The organism is Micromonospora sp. NPDC023869 (assembly GCF_055559695.1).
Genome location: NZ_JBVHKD010000017.1, coordinates 93,692 through 110,808, shown reverse-complemented (window position 1 = coordinate 110,808; position 17,117 = coordinate 93,692). Strand labels below are relative to the sequence as shown.

Genomic DNA, 17,117 nt, shown 5'->3' with positions numbered 1-17,117 from the left:
GGAGCGAAGAATTGCGCCGCAATGTCGAAGCCACCGGCGGCGCTATCGAGAAGCCGTCTGCGGCTTCGTCGTCAAGCTCAGCCGGTGGTGCCGCGGAACCGAAGGATTTCGACGGAGTGGCGTCGAATGGGACACCTGCTTGCACTCATGCCGACAGGCTAGGTCCGGCGGCGGTGCGATGTCAGCAAGTGTGATCCAATGCACCCGTTAACCTATAGGTTAAGTGGGAGTTGCGGACGCGCCTCGCCCCGTGGGGCGCGGCCGCAGCGGCCCCTACGCCGCCTGGAGTCCAGGGCGCTGGACGCCGATCGGGGCCGACCGCAGGCGGCCCCGGAGGGTGCGCGCGGCCGTGCGCAGTTCGCGCACCGTGTGCGCCACCGGCGCCTCGCGCAGGACCTCCGGCGACGCCAGTGCGTAGATCCGACGGTGCGGCCAGTTGGCCAGCGGCCGGACGCGCAGCCGACTGTCGAGGTGGGCCGAGATGGCCAGCTCGTTCATGAGGGTGATGCCGACGCCGCTGGTGACGAGGTTCTGGATCGTGACATGGTCGTCCGCGGTGGCCACCAGGCGGGGTGCGAAACGCGCCGCCGCGCAGGCGGCGAGGAAGCGGTCCCGCACCGTCTCCATGACCCACGGCTCGTCGGCGAGGTCGGCGAAGTCGACCTCGTCACCGTCGGCCGTCTCCCGGGCCAGCCAGTGGTCGGCCGGCACCACGACGCACCGGCGATCGGTCATCAGCGAGACGCGGCGCAGGCCGCGCTCCGCGTCGGCGGTGCCCTCGTTGCTCCAGTCGCAGAGCAGGCCGATCTCGATCTTGCCGGACCGCAGGAGCTGCGCGGCCTCGGGTGGTTCGACCTGCTGCACGACGAGTTGCGGTGCGGGATCCCCGCCGTCGTCAGGCGTGCTCCGGGCGAGTCGGTCCAGCAACGAGGGGACCAGGGTGGCGCAGCTGCTCCGGAACGCCCCCAGACGTACGGTGTCGGCCCGCTGCTCGCTCATCGCCCTGAGCTCGGACTCGGCGGCCGCGAGGGCGGTCAGCACGATCTCGGCGTGGTCGGCCAGTCGGCGGCCGGTCTCGGTCAACACGATTCCTCGTCCCGCCCGCATCACCAGGGGCGCCCGGGCGGCGCGTTCGAGAAGCCGCATCTGATAACTGATGGCCGGCTGGGAATAGCCGAGTGCTTTGGCGGCGGCGGTGTACGAGCCGTAGCGTGCCACCTCGGCCAGGATGAGCAACTGATGCGTGTCCAACACGAGCTGAATCATAAAGACCACTTATGAATGCTCGGTGACGTTTTGATTGGACGTTCGGCAGCGTCGGCCCCGATGCTTTGTCCGCAACCGAAATCCGGCTGACCCTCGCTATCGGATGGGTGCCCCAGGTATCCGTCGGCGGCCCACGGCCGACCACGAGCGGCCGGCGTTCACCCACCCCCGAGTAGTTCCCGGACACACCCTCAGGAGAGACATAGTGGAACCGTCAACCGCCCTGGCCGCTCGCGGCCGACGCCGGCCCTCGGGTCGACGGGCAGTCGTCCTGGCCACCGCCGTGGCGCTGGCCACCGCCCTCGGCATGACGGCGGGGTGCAGCTCCGCCTCCCTGCCGGCACCGCCCGGGACCGCTGCCGCCGACGGGGGAGCGGGTGGCGAGTCGATCGAGAAGATCCTGGCCGACGCCCCCGTCGCCGATCCGGCCGATCTGCCGGCCGGTAGTCGGGCGGCCACCATCAAGCAGGCGGGCACCCTGCGCGTCGGCGGCACCGCCACCGCAGCCCTGTTCTCGCTGAAGGACCCGACCACCGGGAAGGTGTCCGGCTTCGACGCCTACCTGGCCCAGCTCCTGGCCAAGTACATCACCGGGACGCCGTCGGTCGAACTGGTCCAGGTGACGGCCCAGACCCGGGAGCTGTTGCTGCAGAACGACACCGTCGACGCGGTGCTCGCCACCTACACCATCACCCCGGCCCGGGCCGAGAAGATCAACTTCGCCGGACCGTACTTCAACTCGGGCACCTCCATCCTGGTGAAGAAGGCGGAGACCGGCATCACGAAGCCGTCGGACCTGGCCGGCCGGACGGTCGTGACCCAGGCCAACTCCACGGCGGTCAACACCCTCAAGCAGGTGGTGCCGGACGCGAAGCTGCTGCTGCTCGAGACCAACGACCAGTGCGTCCAGGCGCTTCGCCAGGGCCGGGCCGAGGCGTACGTGCTCGACCAGGCCATCCTGCTCGGCAACGCGCAGCGCGACCCGCAGGTCAAGGTCGTCGGTGAGCCGTTCACCGAGGACCCCTACGGAATCGGGCTGCCGCCCGGCGACGCGCAGTTCAAGACGTTCGTCAACGGATGGCTCACCAAGATCATCGAAGCGGGCCTGTGGGACCGGATCTGGAAGCTGACCGTGGGCACCGCGATCGAGGGCGAACCGCCGGCCCCGCCGGTTCTCGGCTCCGCCGCCGGAAGCTGAGCGCGATCCACGTGTCGTACGTGTCGGAGGTGGCTGGGTTCCCGCTGGTCGACGGCGTGCTCAGCCACCTCGGCCGGCTGGGAGCCGGCCTCCTGGTCACCATCGAGCTCACCGCGGCCTCGTTCGCGGGCGCCATGGTCCTGGGGACCGTGGTGGCGATCATGCGGATCGTGCCGGTGCCGCTGCTGAGGTTCTGCGCCGCGGTCTACGTGCAGTTCATGCGCAACACGCCGCTGCTGGTCCTGCTGGTGCTGTTCGTGTTCGGGCTGCCCGAGATCGGGATCCTGTACGACCTGTTCTGGACGGTCACCACCGCGATGGCGATGTACGGGGCGGCACTGATCGCCGAGACGATCCGGTCCGGCATCCGGACCGTACCGCCCGGTGAAGCGGAAGCGGCCCGGGCGTTGGGCATGACCACGGCACGCAGTCTGCGCCACGTCATCCTTCCGCGCGCCTTCCGCTCGATGGTCCAGCCGCTGGGCAACATCTTCATCGCCATCGCCCTGAGCAGTTCCCTCGCCGCGGCGGTCGGCGTCACCGAACTGACCGGTGAGACCGACCTGATCAACCTGGAGTTCGCCGACGCCGGTCCGACCTTCCTGGTCAGCACGGCGCTCTACCTGATCCTGACCCTGAGCATCGGCTTCGTCACCGGGCTGCTGGAGAAGAAGGTGGCGATCGAGCGATGAGCGTGTCCGAGCAGGCCCTGTTCGACCAGCCGGGTCCCCGGGGTCGGCGATGGATCCGGCTGGCGACCATCGGCACCGCCGTGCTCCTGGTCGGGCTGTTCTGGCGGGCGATCACCGAGTTCCACGCCCACGGCCAGCTCGACCCCGCCAAGTGGACGATCTTCGGGCAGTGGCCCGTGATGGCCTTCCTGCTCCAGGGTCTCGCGGCGACTCTCCTGGCCGCCGGGGTCAGCGCCGTCATCGCCGCGCCGTTGGGGTTGCTGGTCGCGCTCGGCCGGCTGTCCCGGCGGCGGGTCATCCGGTGGCCGGCGGTGGCGTACGTGGAACTGTTCCGCGCGGTGCCGATCCTCCTGCTGTTGTTCGCCTTCCTGATCCTGGCGCCTCGCTTCGGGCTGCGCCTCCCGATCTTCTGGCAACTGGTCGTACCGATCGTGGTCTCGAACGTGGCCGCCCTGGCCGAGATCTTCCGCGCCGGCATCCTCGCCGTCGACGCAGGACAGACCGAGGCCGGGCTCTGCGTGGGTCTGAGCCCGGCGGCCACCATGCGACTGGTGGTGCTCCCGCAGGCGCTGCGCCGCGTCGCCCCGGCGCTGGTGACGCAGTTCATCCGCCTGCTCAAGGAGAGCACGCTCGGCTACGTGGTGGGTTTCCTCGAACTGCTCCACGCAGGGCGGGTGCTCGGCGAGTACACGCACGCCCTCATCCAGACCTATCTCGTGATGACCCTCATGTTCGTCGCGGTCAACGCGCTGCTGTCGTGGCTCGCCGCGGTTCTGCAGCGGCGGAGCTGACCGCCCACCCTGACCCCGGGAGTATGCCCATGTGCCGTCTGTTGGGTGTGGTCGGCGCGTCCGCCGGTCGCCTGACCGATCTGCTCGCCACCGAACTGCCCGGATTCACCGAGTTGTCGGCCGAACACGGCGACGGCTGGGGCGTGGCCCACTGGCACGACGGTGAACTCCGCGTCGACAAGGAGCCGACGTCGGCCCACACCAGCGAGGGATTCACCGCCGCGCTGAGCCGGATCACCACCGATGCCGCCCTGCTGCACATCAGGCTGGCCAACCCCGGGTCACCGCTCGTCCTCGCCAACACCCATCCGTTCCGGTCGGCCACGGTCGCCTTCGCCCACAACGGTGACTTCTCCCCGGCCGACGCCGTCGACGATCTGCTCGAACCGGCGATGCGCGCAGCCGTGACCGGTACGACCGACAGCGAACGGTTCTTCCTCCTGGTCAGGCAGTTCCTGCGCCGCACCGACCCGGTGGCCGCGCTGAGTTCGGCAGCAGCCGAGGTGCGGCGTCGTGCCACCCGGTACAGCGGCCTCAACTGCCTGCTGCTCACCGAGCAGTCGCTGTTCGCCTACGCGGACCACGATCCGGACTCCGCTGTCAGCCGACGTCGCGGCCCCGGGTTCTTCCCCCTCAACTACCTCGTCGAACCCGATCGGGTGGTGGTCGCCTCGACCGGCTGGGACCAGCCCACCCCGCCCTGGCACCACCTGGACCAACGGCACGTGCTCGAGGTCCGCCGCTCCGACCTTCGGGTGTCCCGGCACCTGGCCCGGCCCGAACTACTCCCGGTCGCCGCCGCCGTGCGGGGTCCGAGCGGCATCCTCAGTGGCCCGTCGGCCTCGCCGCACGGGTGAACACCGTCAACGGCCGTCCCTCCACCTGATAGGAGAACCGGCGCTCCCAGCCCGCCCGCTCATAGAGTCGCGCTGCCGCCGCGTCGGGATGGGTGGCCAGCCAGGCAGGGTGATCACCGACCTGACGCGCCAGCAGGTCCCGACCCAATCCCCGTCCTCGATGTGCCGCAGGGACCATCAGCTCTGCCACCACCATCGCCGGTGCCACCAGCAGCGCTGCCACGTCCGGCGCTGCGGCCTCCCGCACCGCGATGTCGAACGCGTTTGCCGCCGGCAGTTCGGTCGGCGCGGGCCACCCGTACACGACGCCGGTGACCTCGCCGTCCTGCTCGGCGATCCAGCCGTACGCCCCCGGTTGCCCGGCATGCCGGGCGAGCCGGGTGGGGAAGTCCGCGATCTTCTCGGCCGGTTCGTTCCACGGCGGTGCCGCGAAGCACTCTCGGTAGATCGGATGGAGTTGTGCGACCGACTGCCGCAGCCCGACTCCGTCCACCTCTCTGAACACGAGGGACATTTCCACCACCTTATTGCCAAGAACTTGCAACTGCTAGACCGTGGCGGCCAATGTACGCGGCGATGATCCACAGGACAACCTGCGATGTCGGGATCCGACGGTCCACCCCGGCCCCGGCCTGCCCGGGAACCTGCTCGTCGGAGTCGAGGGTGACTGGGCAGAATGATCGGATGTCCGCCGAAGCCGCGCACGCCGCGGAGATCCTCGCCGCGCTCGCCGCCCCCGAGCGCCTGCAGGCGCTGGCTGAACTCGCCCGCCGTGGCGAAGACGGGCTCACCGTCAACCAACTGGCGCAGGCGCTGGACATCCCCGTGTCGAAGGCCGGAGCGGCCCTCGCCCGGCTCCACGCGATCGGTGTGGTCACCGGCACCGGCGTGTACCGGGCCCGGCTCGACGCCCTGCGCGAGACCGCCGCCGACCTGGACCGTCAGCAGCCGATCAGCCGTCTGCTCGTGATCTATCCGGAGCTGCGGAGCGTCTTCTCGCACGGCCGGCTGACCGCCCTTCCGCCGACCCTGTCGCGGAGGTGGGAACTGCTGGCCGAGATGCTGGTCCGCTTCCTCGACCTCGACGGCCCGTGCGACGAGGACGAGATCAACCGGCGGCTGGCTGCGGTGACCGACGACGTGGCCGGCGCGCGACGGATGCTGGTCGACGCCGGCTGGTTGGAACGCGACCGCGCCGGCACCACCTATGGCACGTCGCGCACGCTGCCTGCGCGCGAATCGTCCGCCTGATCGGACAACGCATAGACGTGCGGCCGGGACGGTGCTGTCCCGGCCGCACGGTGCGGATCAGATGTTGGAGATGCGGAACACCGTGGCGGCGGTGTCACCGCGCGCCGCACGGTCTCCGGCGGCCGCCGACTCCTCCGGGGTCGCCCCGCGAGCCATGGCCCTGGCCACGGCCGCGTTGCGCTGCTCTTCGATCTTCCGCCTACGCCGCTGGGTGAACCTGCTCCAGATAGACATGCAGAAGATCTTCCCGATCGCGCACCGACCAAACCGGTGCACGGGCGATCATCGGATCGCCCGTGCACCGTCGATGTCCGGGCGGGGTCAGGAGACCGCCACCACCGCGTCGTTGCCCGGCATCCGGGTCACGCTGGGCAGTTGTGGCGCCGCCTGTGCCGAACGACTGCTCACGCCGTTGGCCGGGCACATCGCGGTCAGCAGGAACGTCTGCCAGGCGACGTCGACCGGATGCGCGTCGGGCAGCCCGATCTGGAAGTGGCTGAGGTTGATCCCGGAGGAGACCTGACGCCCACTGTCCCGGCTGTGCAGTGAGTACGTCAGGTGACCGATGACCGCGCCGTCGTGACCCCAGAACTCGCCGCACGGGGTGGGCAGCGAATAGATGCCCAGACCGTAGCCACCGGCCTCCGGCAGTTCCGGCACCATCGGCACCCGGGTGAACATCTGGTCGAGGGTGGCCGGACGGAGTAGGTCACCACGGAGCAGCGCCCGGAAGAACGTGTTCAGGTCCGTCGTAGTGGAGATCATCTCGCCCGCCGCACCTCCCCAGCTCATGTTGAACTCGCTCATGTCGCGGACGCCGAAGGGGGCGAAGTAGGCGCCGCCGTGCGGGCCACGGATCGTCGGATCGGTGCCCGGGAAGGACGTACCGGTCAGCTTCAGCGGTCGCAGGATCCGCCGCTGCACCTCCGTCGCCGTACTGTTGCCGGTGACCGCCTCGATCAGCATTCCGGCCAGGACGTAGTTGGTGTTCGAGTAGCTGAACCGCTCGCCGGGTGCGTTGGTCGGCGGCATGGCCAGGCCCATGGCGACCAGCTCGGCCGGCGCGTACGTGGTGACCTGCATCCGGTCGATCGCCGCGTACGAGTCGATCATCGCGTTGGTGTAGTTGCCGATGCCGCTGGTGTGATTCAGCAACATCCGGACGGTGACCTGGGTGCCGAGTTCGCCCGGCACCACGTCGGGCAGCCGCTGCCCGATCGGGTCGTCCAGACCCAGCCGACCGTCGTCGACGAGCTGGAGCACGGTGGTGGCGACGAACGTCTTGGTGATGCTGCCGATGCGGTGACGCATCTGCGGCTGCATCGGTCGCGGCGTGGTCAGGAACGCCTGGCCGGCGGCTCCCTGCCAGTCGTGTCGGCCGTCGCGCACGGCGGCCAGCGCGCCGGGCACGCCGGCCTCGGGTACGGCCGCCAGCGCGGCACGCAGCCCGGTGCGGTCCAGCTTTTCGGCGGACGCCCCGGGCTGCGCCACGGCGGAGGCGGGTACGACAGCGATCGTGGCGACCAGCGTGAGGCTGGTGGCCACCACCTTCATTGTCCGAAGAGTGCGAGACATGGAAATAGGATCGATGTGTCCTGGTCGGAGTGCATCGTGCTCAGGCGCGAGATTCGCCTCCCACTGCGGAGTGAGCCGCATTCGACCAGCGACCTACCGCAGCACCACCGCCGCAGGTCTTGCGCATGACCCGCCACCCGGCCGGTACGGATGTCCCTGGACGGCGGGCGGTCGTCCCTGCCCTGCGGGACATCCCGTCCACCAGCCTCGGAACGGTCAGGTTCGATGTGGCCCGGCCCGTCCGGTCCCGGTCTTGGGAGGAACACGTGGTGACGACAGCGGCGAAAGGGTCGGGCAGACCGCCCGGCCGACACGGCAGGCCCACCGGCCGCCGGGGCACCCTCGGACGGTGGTGTGCCGTCGGGATCGCGGCGGTGCTGACCGTGACCATGCACCAGACTCCGGCGCGGGCGGTCGAGCAGGTGCCGTTCGACGAGCACACCGTGCACGGTGCGCTCTTCGCTGCCGTGGTGCAGCTCCACGACAACGGTGCCGCCGGGCTCACCGACGCCCTGCTCACCGCCGAACTGCTGGACTGGCGCACGGCGAACCCGAACGCCGACGCCGCCCAGGTGGCGGCACACGCCAACGGCACCCGCGCGGCCGTCGCCACGGTGGCGCCCGACGGCAGCGGGGAGGAGCGGTCCCGCTTCGCCCTGGCGATGGCCCTGCTCGCGCGGCTGGGGGAGACCCCGAGCAGCGGCGCGGTGCTCACCGGCCCGGCGCTGCGGCTCTTCCTGGACAGCACCGTCGGCGCCGAGGGCGCCAACGTCGTACCGGACATGCTGAACCTGGTCCGTGGCGGCTACCAGGACGCCGCGTGGAACGCGAAGTCCCGCGACGTCGTCCGCGAAACCTGGATGGAGCTGCACCGACGGGCCAAGGTGGACGACCCGCTGACCGTCGGGTGGGACGCCGCGTTCACCGGCCGCACCAAGACGGCGGTCCGCACCCCGGTGGACACGTTGCTGGCCACCCGCATCCACGAACCGCGTCCAGACGGCAACGCCGGCACGCTCGGCCACTACGTGCCGCTGACCGCCATCCGGGACGAGCGCGACGACCCGGCCGCCTTCCGCGCGTTGGTGCAGGACCGTGCCTACGCGGCGCTGGCCGTGCTGGACGCGGGCGGACGGGCCCGGGCCGACGAGGTGGTGGCCAGGGCGGCGACGTACCCGCTCAACGGCGACCCGAAGCCGACCTCGGCGGTCATCGACGAGGAGAAGCGCAAGACCGCCGAGAACAAGACCATCTTCGAGGGGCTCGGCTCCACGGTCAGCGTGCTCTCCACGGTGATGGGGTTCCACGACAAGAAGTTCGGCAAGCAACTGGAAACCATCGGCAAGGCGATCGTCACCTCGGTCACCGCCATCAACACCTACATGACCACCGTGCTCGGCCAGGGGCTGAGCACCGCCGCCATCGCCATGGGCACCGCGGTGCTCACCGGTAACCTGCTCGGCGCGGCGGTGAGCCTGATCGGTCTGTTCGCCGGTGGCGGGGACCCGAACGCCGCCGTGCAGGCCGAGATCGGCAAGCTCCGGGACCAGATCAACCGCCTGGCCCAGGGCATGGACCGGCGCTTCGACCGGATCGAGGCGGCGCTCGGTGAGATGTACGCCAACCTGGTCTCCCAGCTCGACGCGCTGACCCGGTCGCTGGACCAGGTTCACGCCAACCTGAGCCGGATCGCCACCCAGTTGCAGACCATCGAACGCAAGGTCGACGCGATGGCGCTCGCCACCCACGTGGCGTTGCAGAACATCGCCCGCGACCCGCTGAACACGGTCATCACCACCTACGTGCACCACAAGGAGATCACCGGGGAACCGATCCCGGACTACATCAACACGTACTTCCCGAAGGCCGAGTCGCCGACGTTCGAGTTCGCCACGCTGCGCGCCGCCGCCGAGGGCACCTTCACCGTCCCGGCCGGGACGAGCACCGCCGACCCGGTCTCGCAGCTCGACCTCTTCCTGCCCGAGGGCTCGATCAACTACCTGACCCAGTGGGCCGGTCAGCGGGTCGGCGGGGCCTGGACCACCGGACCGGTGGCCAACGCCGCCGCCTGGAAGACCGCCGCCCGCACCTACAACATCCTGCAACTACAGAACCCGCAGTACGCCAGGCGGATCGACACCGGGCGGGCCGAGGCGGTGGCGCTGGCCGGTGACGAGATCAACGAGCGGGTCCGGCAGTTCAGCGAGCCGACCGACGACGGGGCCACCAACCCGCTGTTCACCGCGCTGGTCGCCGACTACCGCACCGCCATGAACGGCTGGCGGGACCAGGTCGACAACGTCCGCCGCGCGGTGCTCTGGAACGGCAGCGACGCGATCCCCGAGTACGACATGTGGGGCAGCCCGGACCAGCAGATCGCCGCCGGGAACCGGATCAGCGAGACCGGCTCGATCGGTCCCTGCACCGGCACCCTCGGCAACCGTGCCGTCCCGGCGACCCTGCGGCACAACACCCTGCCGAACCCGTTCCAGTTGGCCGCCCACGGCCTGCCGCCGGCCCACCGTCCCTCCTTCACGAGCTGCTACGAGGCGCAGTTCGTCAACGTGGTGGAGAACGAGGGTCCCCGCTTCCACACCACGAGCGGGGACCTGCAGATCACCGTGCGGTCCCGGGTGAAGTGGGCCGGCGGGGACTGGCAGCAGGTCCGCAGCGCCACCCGGGTCTTCCCGATCGGCGTCTACTGCTCCTGGAACGTCCGTTCTCAGGTGCCCGACGGCTACTGCTACGACGAGCGCAAGTTCCTCGACGAGCGGTGGAACACCACCTATCGGACGGCCTTCGAGTCCGCCGCGATCCCGACGGTCGACGCCCAGACGGCGACCGCCCGGGCCAAGGCCGCCAGCATGCTCGCCGGCCGGCAGAAGTACTTCTACCGGGTGATGCTGGCCGGCTCCGGCACCGCCGCCCCGGACCCCGGCACCTGGGACTCGGCCAAGGCGCTGTGGCAGCAGGGCAAGAAGGTCTCCAACGCGCTGCGACTGCTCCAGGCGTACACCGAGTTGGGTTGGGGTTCCGCCCTGGAGTCCGACGACGGCCTGCGCGGTCTGCTCTTCGGCAGCCACGGCCTACCCGCCGACTGGGCCCGGCCCCGCAGCGACGCCGACCAGTCCGCCAACCGGCACCTGCACAACGCGATGGCGCAGGCGATGGCGAACTACGCCGGCTGCACGCAGGTCGACGGCTGGGACCCGTGCGGCGGCGACCAGTCCGGATTCAACCCCCTGGCCAACCAGGGCCAGTACGGTGCCGGCTGCCCGCAGGCGACGAGCGGGGCACCTCGTGACCCGCTCAGCGCCTGCCTGTTCGGCGCCGCCGAGCTGCGGGCCAACCAGCTCGCCGCGCGATACAGCCACTGGTCCGGGCGGGTGGACGCCGGAGCGCACGTCGAAGGACTGCCGGACGTCACCGCCACGGTCGACATGACCCGCGCGGCCAGCCGGGCGATCCGGTTGGGCTGACCGGGCGGGCCACGATCCCGCCGACCCGGGACATCCGCCCCGGGTCGGCGGGACACCCGCCGCGCGACGATGGGCAGGTCGGACCTTCGCCGACGAACGCGACACCCGCGGCAGTCGCACTGTGGACCTCCGCGCGTGTCTACGCTTCGCGTGATCCTGAGGAGACCACCATGACCCTGCCCACTCGTGAACCGGACCGCGCCTCCGCCGACACCGACCCGCGCATCGTGCTGGTCGCCGGCGACGACACCTTCTGCCACGTCTACCGCAACCTCGCCGAACTACTCGACGAGCAGAGGCACTACGACAAGCTCGACGGCCCGGTGGAGTTCTTCGACCCCACCGGACGGCAGTTGATCCCGGTCTTCTCGCAGGACTGGCAGTTGGTGGAACTGCACCCGTCGCCCCGCCCGGCCGCGCCGGAGATCCTGCGCGAACGGTTCAAGGCGGTCCTGGCGCACGTCGAGCGGTTCGTCCGGGAACGCCCGCAGGTGCTCGGCGACCACCGGATCGACGTCGAGGAGGTGCTCTCCGAGCTACCCGACTGCGACGCTCCGAACTTCACCGACGTCGTCGACGCGTTGCCGTGGCACTCGCACGGCCATCGAGGCAATCTGCTGCACAACGCCATGCACGCGGCGGGCTGGGCCCGCTGACCCGACACCTTCCCGACCCGTCCCGGAGGCTCCCTTGTCGCGGACCCCGCCACCAGTGACCGTCCGCCGTCGGGCCCTGGCGGTGGCGGGGACGGCCGTCGCGCTGCTCGTGGTGATCGGCCACCTGTGGAGCCGGGACGCCGCGGCCCAGGGCCCGGTCGCGGTGACCGCCAGCATGGCCGCCGCGTTCACCGCGCTCGGCACGCTGGTGCTCGCCGGTGTGCCGGGCCATCCGGTCGGTCGACTGATGACCGCGGCCGGACTCACCGCCGCCGTCGCGGCCCTGTCGCTGAGCTGGACCGGGATCACTCCGGTCGCCTGGGTGGGGCAGTGGCTCTGGTGGCCGCCGTACGGACTGGTCATCCTCGCCCTGCTGGTCTTCCCCGACGGCCGGCTGCCGGGACGGCGGTGGCGTCCGGTCGCGTACCTGATCGTCGTCACCACCGCCGTGGCCACCGTGGCGTTGGCGGTTGCCGCGCTCAGCGACCCCCGCCGGCTGCTGCTCTCGGCCGAGCCGGCCGCCACCGCCCAGGCCCGTACGCTGGTGCAGATCGCCCTGCTGGCGATCGGCGTCGAGGTGCTGGCGCTGCTGGCGGTGCTCTGCTCGCTGGCCGTGCGCTGGCGTCGCGCCACCGGTGAGACCCGCCAGCAGCTGGCCTGCCTGCTCGCCGCCGCGGCATTGTTCCTGCTCGGACTCGTGCTCGACGCGCTCAACCTCTCCGGGGCCTGGGTCCTCATGGTGATCGCCATTCCCGGGGCGATGACACTCGCCGTGCTGCGCTACCGGCTCTACGGCCTGGAACAGGTGATCAACCGCACGCTGGTGTGGCTGGTGATGAGCCTGCTGCTGATCGTGGCCTTCGTCTCCACCGTGAGCCTGCTGCGTGACCTGGTGCTACGCGGCGACACCTCCAACGCCTCGCTGGTCACCACCGGACTCATCGCGGTGACTTTCGAGCCGTTGCGGCACCGGGTGCAGCGCGGCGTCAACCGGCTGCTCTACGGCGAGCGCGACGAACCGTACGCGGTCCTGGCCCGCCTCGGGGACCTGCTGGAACGCACCGTCGAGCCGCAGGCCGTGCTGCCGCTGCTCACCCGGACCGTCGCCGGCTCCCTGCAGGTGCCCTACGTCGCGGTCGAGCTGACCGCCGACCACGACCCGGACCGGCCGCCGAGGGTGCACGCCGAACACGGCCGGCCCACCGGTTCGGTGGAACGGTTCGACATGGTCACCCACGGCGAGCGCGTCGGCTCGCTGGTGGTGGCACACCGTACCCCCGGGACCCGCTTCACCTCCGTCGAGCGACGCCTGCTCAGCGACGTCGCCCTGCACGCCTCGGTGGCGGCGGCGACCGCACGGTTGATCCGTGACCTGCGGGCCTCCCGCGAGCGACTGGTCACGGCGCGGGAGGAGGAGCGGCGCCGGCTGCGTCGCGACCTGCACGACGGGCTCGGTCCCACCTTCGCCGGCATGTCCATGCAGGTACGGGCCGCCCGCAAGCTCGCCACCGACCGGCAGCGACTGGTCGGCATCCTCGACGGGCTCGCCGAGGACCTCCGGACCTGCACCGCCGAGGTACGCCAACTGGTCGACCAGTTACGTCCACCCGCCCTGGACCGTGGGCTGGAATCGGCCCTGCGGGCGGAGTGCCAGCGCTTCGACGGCCCCGGCCTGTCCGTGCGACTGCGGGTGGAGGACGAACTGGACCGGCTGCCCGCCGCCGTGGAGGTGGCGGCGTACCGGATCGTCGGCGAGGCCCTGGCCAACGTGGCCCGGCACGCCCAGGCCACCACCTGCGACGTGGTGGTCCGCCGGGGTCGCGCCCTCGTCGTCGAGGTGAGCGACGACGGTGTCGGTGTCCGCGCCCGCCGCCCGGGTGGCGTCGGCCTGGACTCGATGCGCGAGCGCGCCGCCGAACTGGGCGGCGAGTGCGACCTGGTCGACCGTGAACCGCAGGGCACCCTGGTACGGGTACGACTGCCGTTCCAGCCGGTCGCGTCGGCCCCCGTTCCGGTGGACGAACCCGGCTGACACCATGAGGCGGGCCGGTCGAGGCGGTCGGGCCGGAAGTGGGGCGAGGAGATGTCCGGACAGGGCCGGGTGCTGATCGTGGACGACCATCCGGTGGTCCGCCGTGGACTGCGGATCATGCTGGAGGGGGAGGGCTGGGTCAGCGCGGTGCTGGAGGCCGCCACCTGCGCGGAGGCGATCCGTCTGGTGATGACCGAGCCGGTCGACGTGGTCGCCATGGACGTCGGTCTGCCCGACGGCGACGGTGTCGAGGCCACCCGCCGGATCGTGCGGGACCGTCCGGCCACGGCAGTGCTCATGCTCACCATGGCCGACGACGACGAGGTGGTGAGCCGGTCGTTGCACGCGGGCGCCCGGGGGTACCTGCTCAAGGACACCGACCCCGACGTGATCGTCGACGCGCTGCGCACCGTGGCCGGCGGTGGCCTCGTACTCGGCCCCCGCGTGGGCCCTCGGGTGCTGGCCGACCTGCAACGCCGGCCGGTGGAGCTGCCCGCACCGTTCGACCAGCTCACCCCGCGCGAACGGGACATCCTGCGCTACCTGGCGGCCGGCGAGAGCAATGCCCGCATCGCCCGCCGGGTCGGGTTGAGCGAGAAGACGGTCCGCAACCAGCTTTCCGCGGTCTTCGCCAAGCTCGGGGTCTCCGATCGGGTTCAGGCGGCTCTCCTCGCCCGCGACGTCGGTCTCTGAGAGCCGTCTTCGGCAGCGGACGAGACCCGACCGAGGTTACTCAACCAGTTGGTTGACAATCATCGGGGCGCCCTGCGATGCTCAGCCGAATAGTTGAAATGGCAGTTCAGCTTGCTTGTCGACGTTGCTGCGAAGGAGAGCGCCACCATGACCGCCAGCACCCGTGAGACCCGGATCGTGGCCGACCCCACGGTCCCTCAGGTGATCATCACCCGCGAGTTCGACGCCCCGCCCGACGCGGTGTTCCGAGCACACGCCGATCCCGAGTTGTTCGCCCGCTGGATCGGTCCGCGAGGCATCACGACCGTGATCGACACGTGGGACTGCCGGAGCGGCGGGTCGTACCGCTACGTCCAGCAGACCGAGGGGTTCGAGGGTGGGTTCCGGGGCTGCTTCCACGACGTGCGGCCGGGTGAGCTGATCGTCCAGACCTTCACCTTCGAGGGGATGCCCGACGGCGTCGCGCTGGAACGACTCTCCTTCGAGGACCTGGGCGGGCGTACCCGGCTGACCGCGACCGCTCTCGTCGACTCGTTCGAGGACCGTGACGCGTTCCTGGCCTCGGGTATGGAGACCGGGGTCCGTGAGGGTTACGAGCAGCTCGATGAGCTGCTCGCCGGGCAGGGCGCATGACCATTCGGCGGCGGGCATGAGCGCGGACACGCTGTCGCCCGTCTTCTCGGCCCTGGCTGACCCGACCCGCAGGCGGATCGTGGCCCGGCTCGCCGCCGGGGACGCCACGCTGACCGAGCTGGCCGAGCCGTTCGACATGAGCCTCCAGGCCGTGGCCAAGCACCTCGCGGTGTTGGAGGACGCCGGCGTGGTGACCCGTGGCAAGGACGGGCGTCGCCGGCCCGCCCACCTCGAAGTGGAGGTCCTGGACCTGATGGCCGGGTGGATCGAGCGGTACCGCCAGCGGGCCGAGGAGCGTTACCAGCGTCTCGACGAGGTCCTCGCCGCGATGCCGGACGCCGAGGTGACGTCCGAGCCCGGCCGCGACGGGCACTCCGGCGTCAGCTCAACGTGAAGGTCACGTCGTCGACGTCGAAGGTCGTGACGCCGTTGCCGGCCGTCTCGCTGGCGAGGAAGCTGACCGTCGCGGTGCGCTCGACCGTCGCCGTACCGCTCGACATGGTGTACTCCCGCCACTGCGCTCCGCCGTCGAAGGCCAGCGAGAACCTCGTCTTCGGCGGTATCCCGGTGACCGCCAGCCCGACGTTCAGGTAGTCGCTCCGGCTGGTCTCCGTGGTCGTGGTCCGGACCCAGAAGCGGACCGTCAGGTCGCAGTCGGCCGGCACGGTGACGGTGGTACGCAGTAGATCCGACCGGGTCACGTCCAGCCCGGCGAAGGTGGCGTAGGCGCGGCCGGCGTGTGCGGGCCGCGCCGCGTCGCCGAGCACGACGATGCGGGGTCCGGCCGTCCAGCCGGTGGTGCCGCGTTCGAACCCCGGATTGGCGTGGATCTGCCCGGCGCAGGGCGCGTCGGTCGGCGGCGGACCGGCGGGCGCGCTGCCCGTGGCCAGGAACAGCAGGGCCGCAGCCGAGACGGTGGTGACGAAACCCCTCATGTGTCCTCCCCGTGGCAAGACATCTATACAAATCGACTTTGCTCGATGCTGTGCGGAGCGTCAAGCCCTTCCCGGATCGGCTCCGAGGTCGGTGTCCCGCTCAGCCGCTTACCGCGAGATCGGCCACCTCGGCGGCACATCCCCAGGACAGGGTGACCCCGGCCCCGCCGTGGCCGTAGGCGTGCACGAGCCGGCGTCCGGGGCCGGCCGACGGGTCCAGCTCGACCCGGGGGCCGCCGTGCCGGGCCGGACGCAGGCCGATCCGTTCGCCGAGCACCAGGGCGTCGGCGAGTTCCGGCACGAGGGCGACGCAGCGCCGTCGGATCGCCAGCGCGGTGTCCGGGTCGGGCGCGGTGTGCCCCACACCCGGCTGGTACGTGCCGCCGAGAACCACGTCGTGTCGGCGCGGGTGCACGTAGGTGATCCCGGCCGGGTCGTCCTCGTCGCGTACCGAGACGGTCAGGCCCGGGTTCGCCACCAGCACCAGGTGCCCGCGTACCGGGTGCACGGCCGGGTCGGCGGCGAGCCGACCGGCGGCCAGGCCGGTCGCGTTCACGACCGTCGGCGCGAGGTCGAACGCGTCGGTGAGCCGGTCCACCCGGTGGCGCACCAGCCGCCCACCGTCGGCCTCCAACCGCTGCCCGAGCCAGTCCAGGTACGGCGTCATCTCCACCGTCGGCGCGGTGAACCGCAGCACTGCGGTGTACGGCGGCGTCGCCGGCTCCGCCACCAGGTCCGCGCACGCCGCCGACCACCAGGGCGGCCCGGTGTACGGACCGCGCAGCAGCATCCGGGTCGGCCGGTCGACCACCCCCGGCACGCCGTCGGCCGCCTGGCGGCTCAACTCGATCCGGGTCCGGCGTGCCCAGTCCGACACCCGTGGATCCTCGTCGGTGTGGCTGGGATACCAGACCGCGGCGGCCACCGCCGACACCGTGTCCGCCGGATCGTCCGCCGACAGCACGGTCACCCGTGCCCCGCGTCGCGCCAGGGTGACGGCCACCGTCATCCCGACGATCCCGCCGCCGACCACCACCACGTCCGTCGCTGCCGTCACCG

At 71.0% G+C, this 17,117-nt stretch carries 17 protein-coding genes; 11 read left to right on the top strand and 6 right to left on the bottom strand.

The annotated features are described in order from the left end of the window. Positions 1-273: 273 nt before the first annotated feature. Positions 274-1,254, bottom strand: coding sequence for a LysR family transcriptional regulator (locus tag ACZ31C_RS30565; RefSeq protein ID WP_465798231.1), 981 nt, complete (start codon positions 1,252-1,254; stop codon positions 274-276). Positions 1,255-1,471: 217 nt separating this feature from the next. On the opposite strand from ACZ31C_RS30565, the gene ACZ31C_RS30560 reads away from it, so the two are divergent. From ACZ31C_RS30560 to ACZ31C_RS30545, 4 genes are read left to right on the top strand one after another with little or no spacing between them, the layout of a single operon-like run. Then, positions 1,472-2,464 (top strand): glutamate ABC transporter substrate-binding protein, encoded by a 993-nt coding sequence (locus ACZ31C_RS30560; protein ID WP_465798230.1) that lies wholly within the window; start codon positions 1,472-1,474, stop codon positions 2,462-2,464. 20 nt (positions 2,465-2,484) lie between these two features. After that, positions 2,485-3,156: an amino acid ABC transporter permease gene (locus ACZ31C_RS30555; RefSeq protein WP_350699589.1), complete on the top strand. Its 672-nt coding sequence runs from the start codon at positions 2,485-2,487 to the stop codon at positions 3,154-3,156. Continuing rightward, a complete protein-coding gene (locus ACZ31C_RS30550; protein WP_465798229.1) occupies positions 3,153-3,947 on the top strand; it encodes an amino acid ABC transporter permease in 795 nt (264 codons plus the stop codon). The genes ACZ31C_RS30555 and ACZ31C_RS30550 overlap by 4 nt, the downstream gene beginning before the upstream one ends. 29 nt (positions 3,948-3,976) lie before the next feature. After that, positions 3,977-4,804 carry a class II glutamine amidotransferase gene (locus ACZ31C_RS30545; RefSeq protein ID WP_465798228.1) on the top strand — a complete coding sequence of 276 codons (828 nt, stop codon included), beginning with the start codon at positions 3,977-3,979 and terminating at the stop codon, positions 4,802-4,804. Here the strand turns inward: ACZ31C_RS30545 and ACZ31C_RS30540 are convergent. Continuing rightward, positions 4,773-5,318: a GNAT family N-acetyltransferase gene (locus ACZ31C_RS30540; protein WP_465798227.1), complete on the bottom strand. Its 546-nt coding sequence runs from the start codon at positions 5,316-5,318 to the stop codon at positions 4,773-4,775. The genes ACZ31C_RS30545 and ACZ31C_RS30540 overlap by 32 nt on opposite strands. Before the next feature lie 170 nt (positions 5,319-5,488). Between ACZ31C_RS30540 and ACZ31C_RS30535 the strand changes: the two genes are divergently transcribed. Next, on the top strand, positions 5,489-6,055 hold the full coding sequence (locus tag ACZ31C_RS30535) for a DUF2087 domain-containing protein (RefSeq protein ID WP_465798226.1): 567 nt from the start codon (positions 5,489-5,491) through the stop codon (positions 6,053-6,055). 57 nt (positions 6,056-6,112) lie between these two features. On the opposite strand, the gene ACZ31C_RS30530 is transcribed toward ACZ31C_RS30535, so the two are convergent. Further along, a complete protein-coding gene (locus ACZ31C_RS30530; protein WP_465798225.1) occupies positions 6,113-6,289 on the bottom strand; it encodes a hypothetical protein in 177 nt (58 codons plus the stop codon). Positions 6,290-6,376: 87 nt separating this feature from the next. Next, positions 6,377-7,600: a serine hydrolase domain-containing protein gene (locus tag ACZ31C_RS30525; RefSeq protein WP_465798224.1), complete on the bottom strand. Its 1,224-nt coding sequence runs from the start codon at positions 7,598-7,600 to the stop codon at positions 6,377-6,379. 413 nt (positions 7,601-8,013) lie between these two features. Between ACZ31C_RS30525 and ACZ31C_RS30520 the strand changes: the two genes are divergently transcribed. The 6 genes from ACZ31C_RS30520 to ACZ31C_RS30495 all read left to right on the top strand — a co-directional run bounded on the left by ACZ31C_RS30520 (position 8,014) and on the right by ACZ31C_RS30495 (position 15,517). Beyond that, on the top strand, positions 8,014-11,109 hold the full coding sequence (locus tag ACZ31C_RS30520; RefSeq protein WP_465798223.1) for a hypothetical protein: 3,096 nt from the start codon (positions 8,014-8,016) through the stop codon (positions 11,107-11,109). A 170-nt stretch (positions 11,110-11,279) separates the two neighbouring features. Next, complete coding sequence (locus ACZ31C_RS30515) at positions 11,280-11,765, top strand: hypothetical protein (RefSeq protein ID WP_465798222.1); 486 nt, start codon at positions 11,280-11,282, stop codon at positions 11,763-11,765. Positions 11,766-11,820: 55 nt separating this feature from the next. Further along, a complete protein-coding gene (locus tag ACZ31C_RS30510) occupies positions 11,821-13,797 on the top strand; it encodes a sensor histidine kinase (RefSeq protein ID WP_465798221.1) in 1,977 nt (658 codons plus the stop codon). A 51-nt stretch (positions 13,798-13,848) separates the two neighbouring features. Then, the gene (locus ACZ31C_RS30505) at positions 13,849-14,490 is read left to right on the top strand and encodes a response regulator transcription factor (protein ID WP_465798220.1); all 642 of its coding nucleotides are present in this window, start codon (positions 13,849-13,851) and stop codon (positions 14,488-14,490) included. A 147-nt stretch (positions 14,491-14,637) separates the two neighbouring features. Next, complete coding sequence (locus ACZ31C_RS30500) at positions 14,638-15,123, top strand: SRPBCC family protein (RefSeq protein ID WP_465798219.1); 486 nt, start codon at positions 14,638-14,640, stop codon at positions 15,121-15,123. Positions 15,124-15,139: 16 nt separating this feature from the next. Then, the gene (locus tag ACZ31C_RS30495; RefSeq protein ID WP_465798218.1) at positions 15,140-15,517 is read left to right on the top strand and encodes an ArsR/SmtB family transcription factor; all 378 of its coding nucleotides are present in this window, start codon (positions 15,140-15,142) and stop codon (positions 15,515-15,517) included. Here ACZ31C_RS30495 and ACZ31C_RS30490 read toward each other — a convergent pair. Together ACZ31C_RS30490 and ACZ31C_RS30485 are read right to left on the bottom strand one after the other, a co-directional pair. Beyond that, the gene (locus tag ACZ31C_RS30490; protein WP_465798217.1) at positions 15,504-16,058 is read right to left on the bottom strand and encodes a hypothetical protein; all 555 of its coding nucleotides are present in this window, start codon (positions 16,056-16,058) and stop codon (positions 15,504-15,506) included. The genes ACZ31C_RS30495 and ACZ31C_RS30490 overlap by 14 nt on opposite strands. A gap of 100 nt (positions 16,059-16,158) precedes the next feature. Further along, positions 16,159-17,115 carry an FAD-dependent oxidoreductase gene (locus ACZ31C_RS30485; protein ID WP_465798216.1) on the bottom strand — a complete coding sequence of 319 codons (957 nt, stop codon included), beginning with the start codon at positions 17,113-17,115 and terminating at the stop codon, positions 16,159-16,161. Positions 17,116-17,117: the final 2 nt, after the last annotated feature.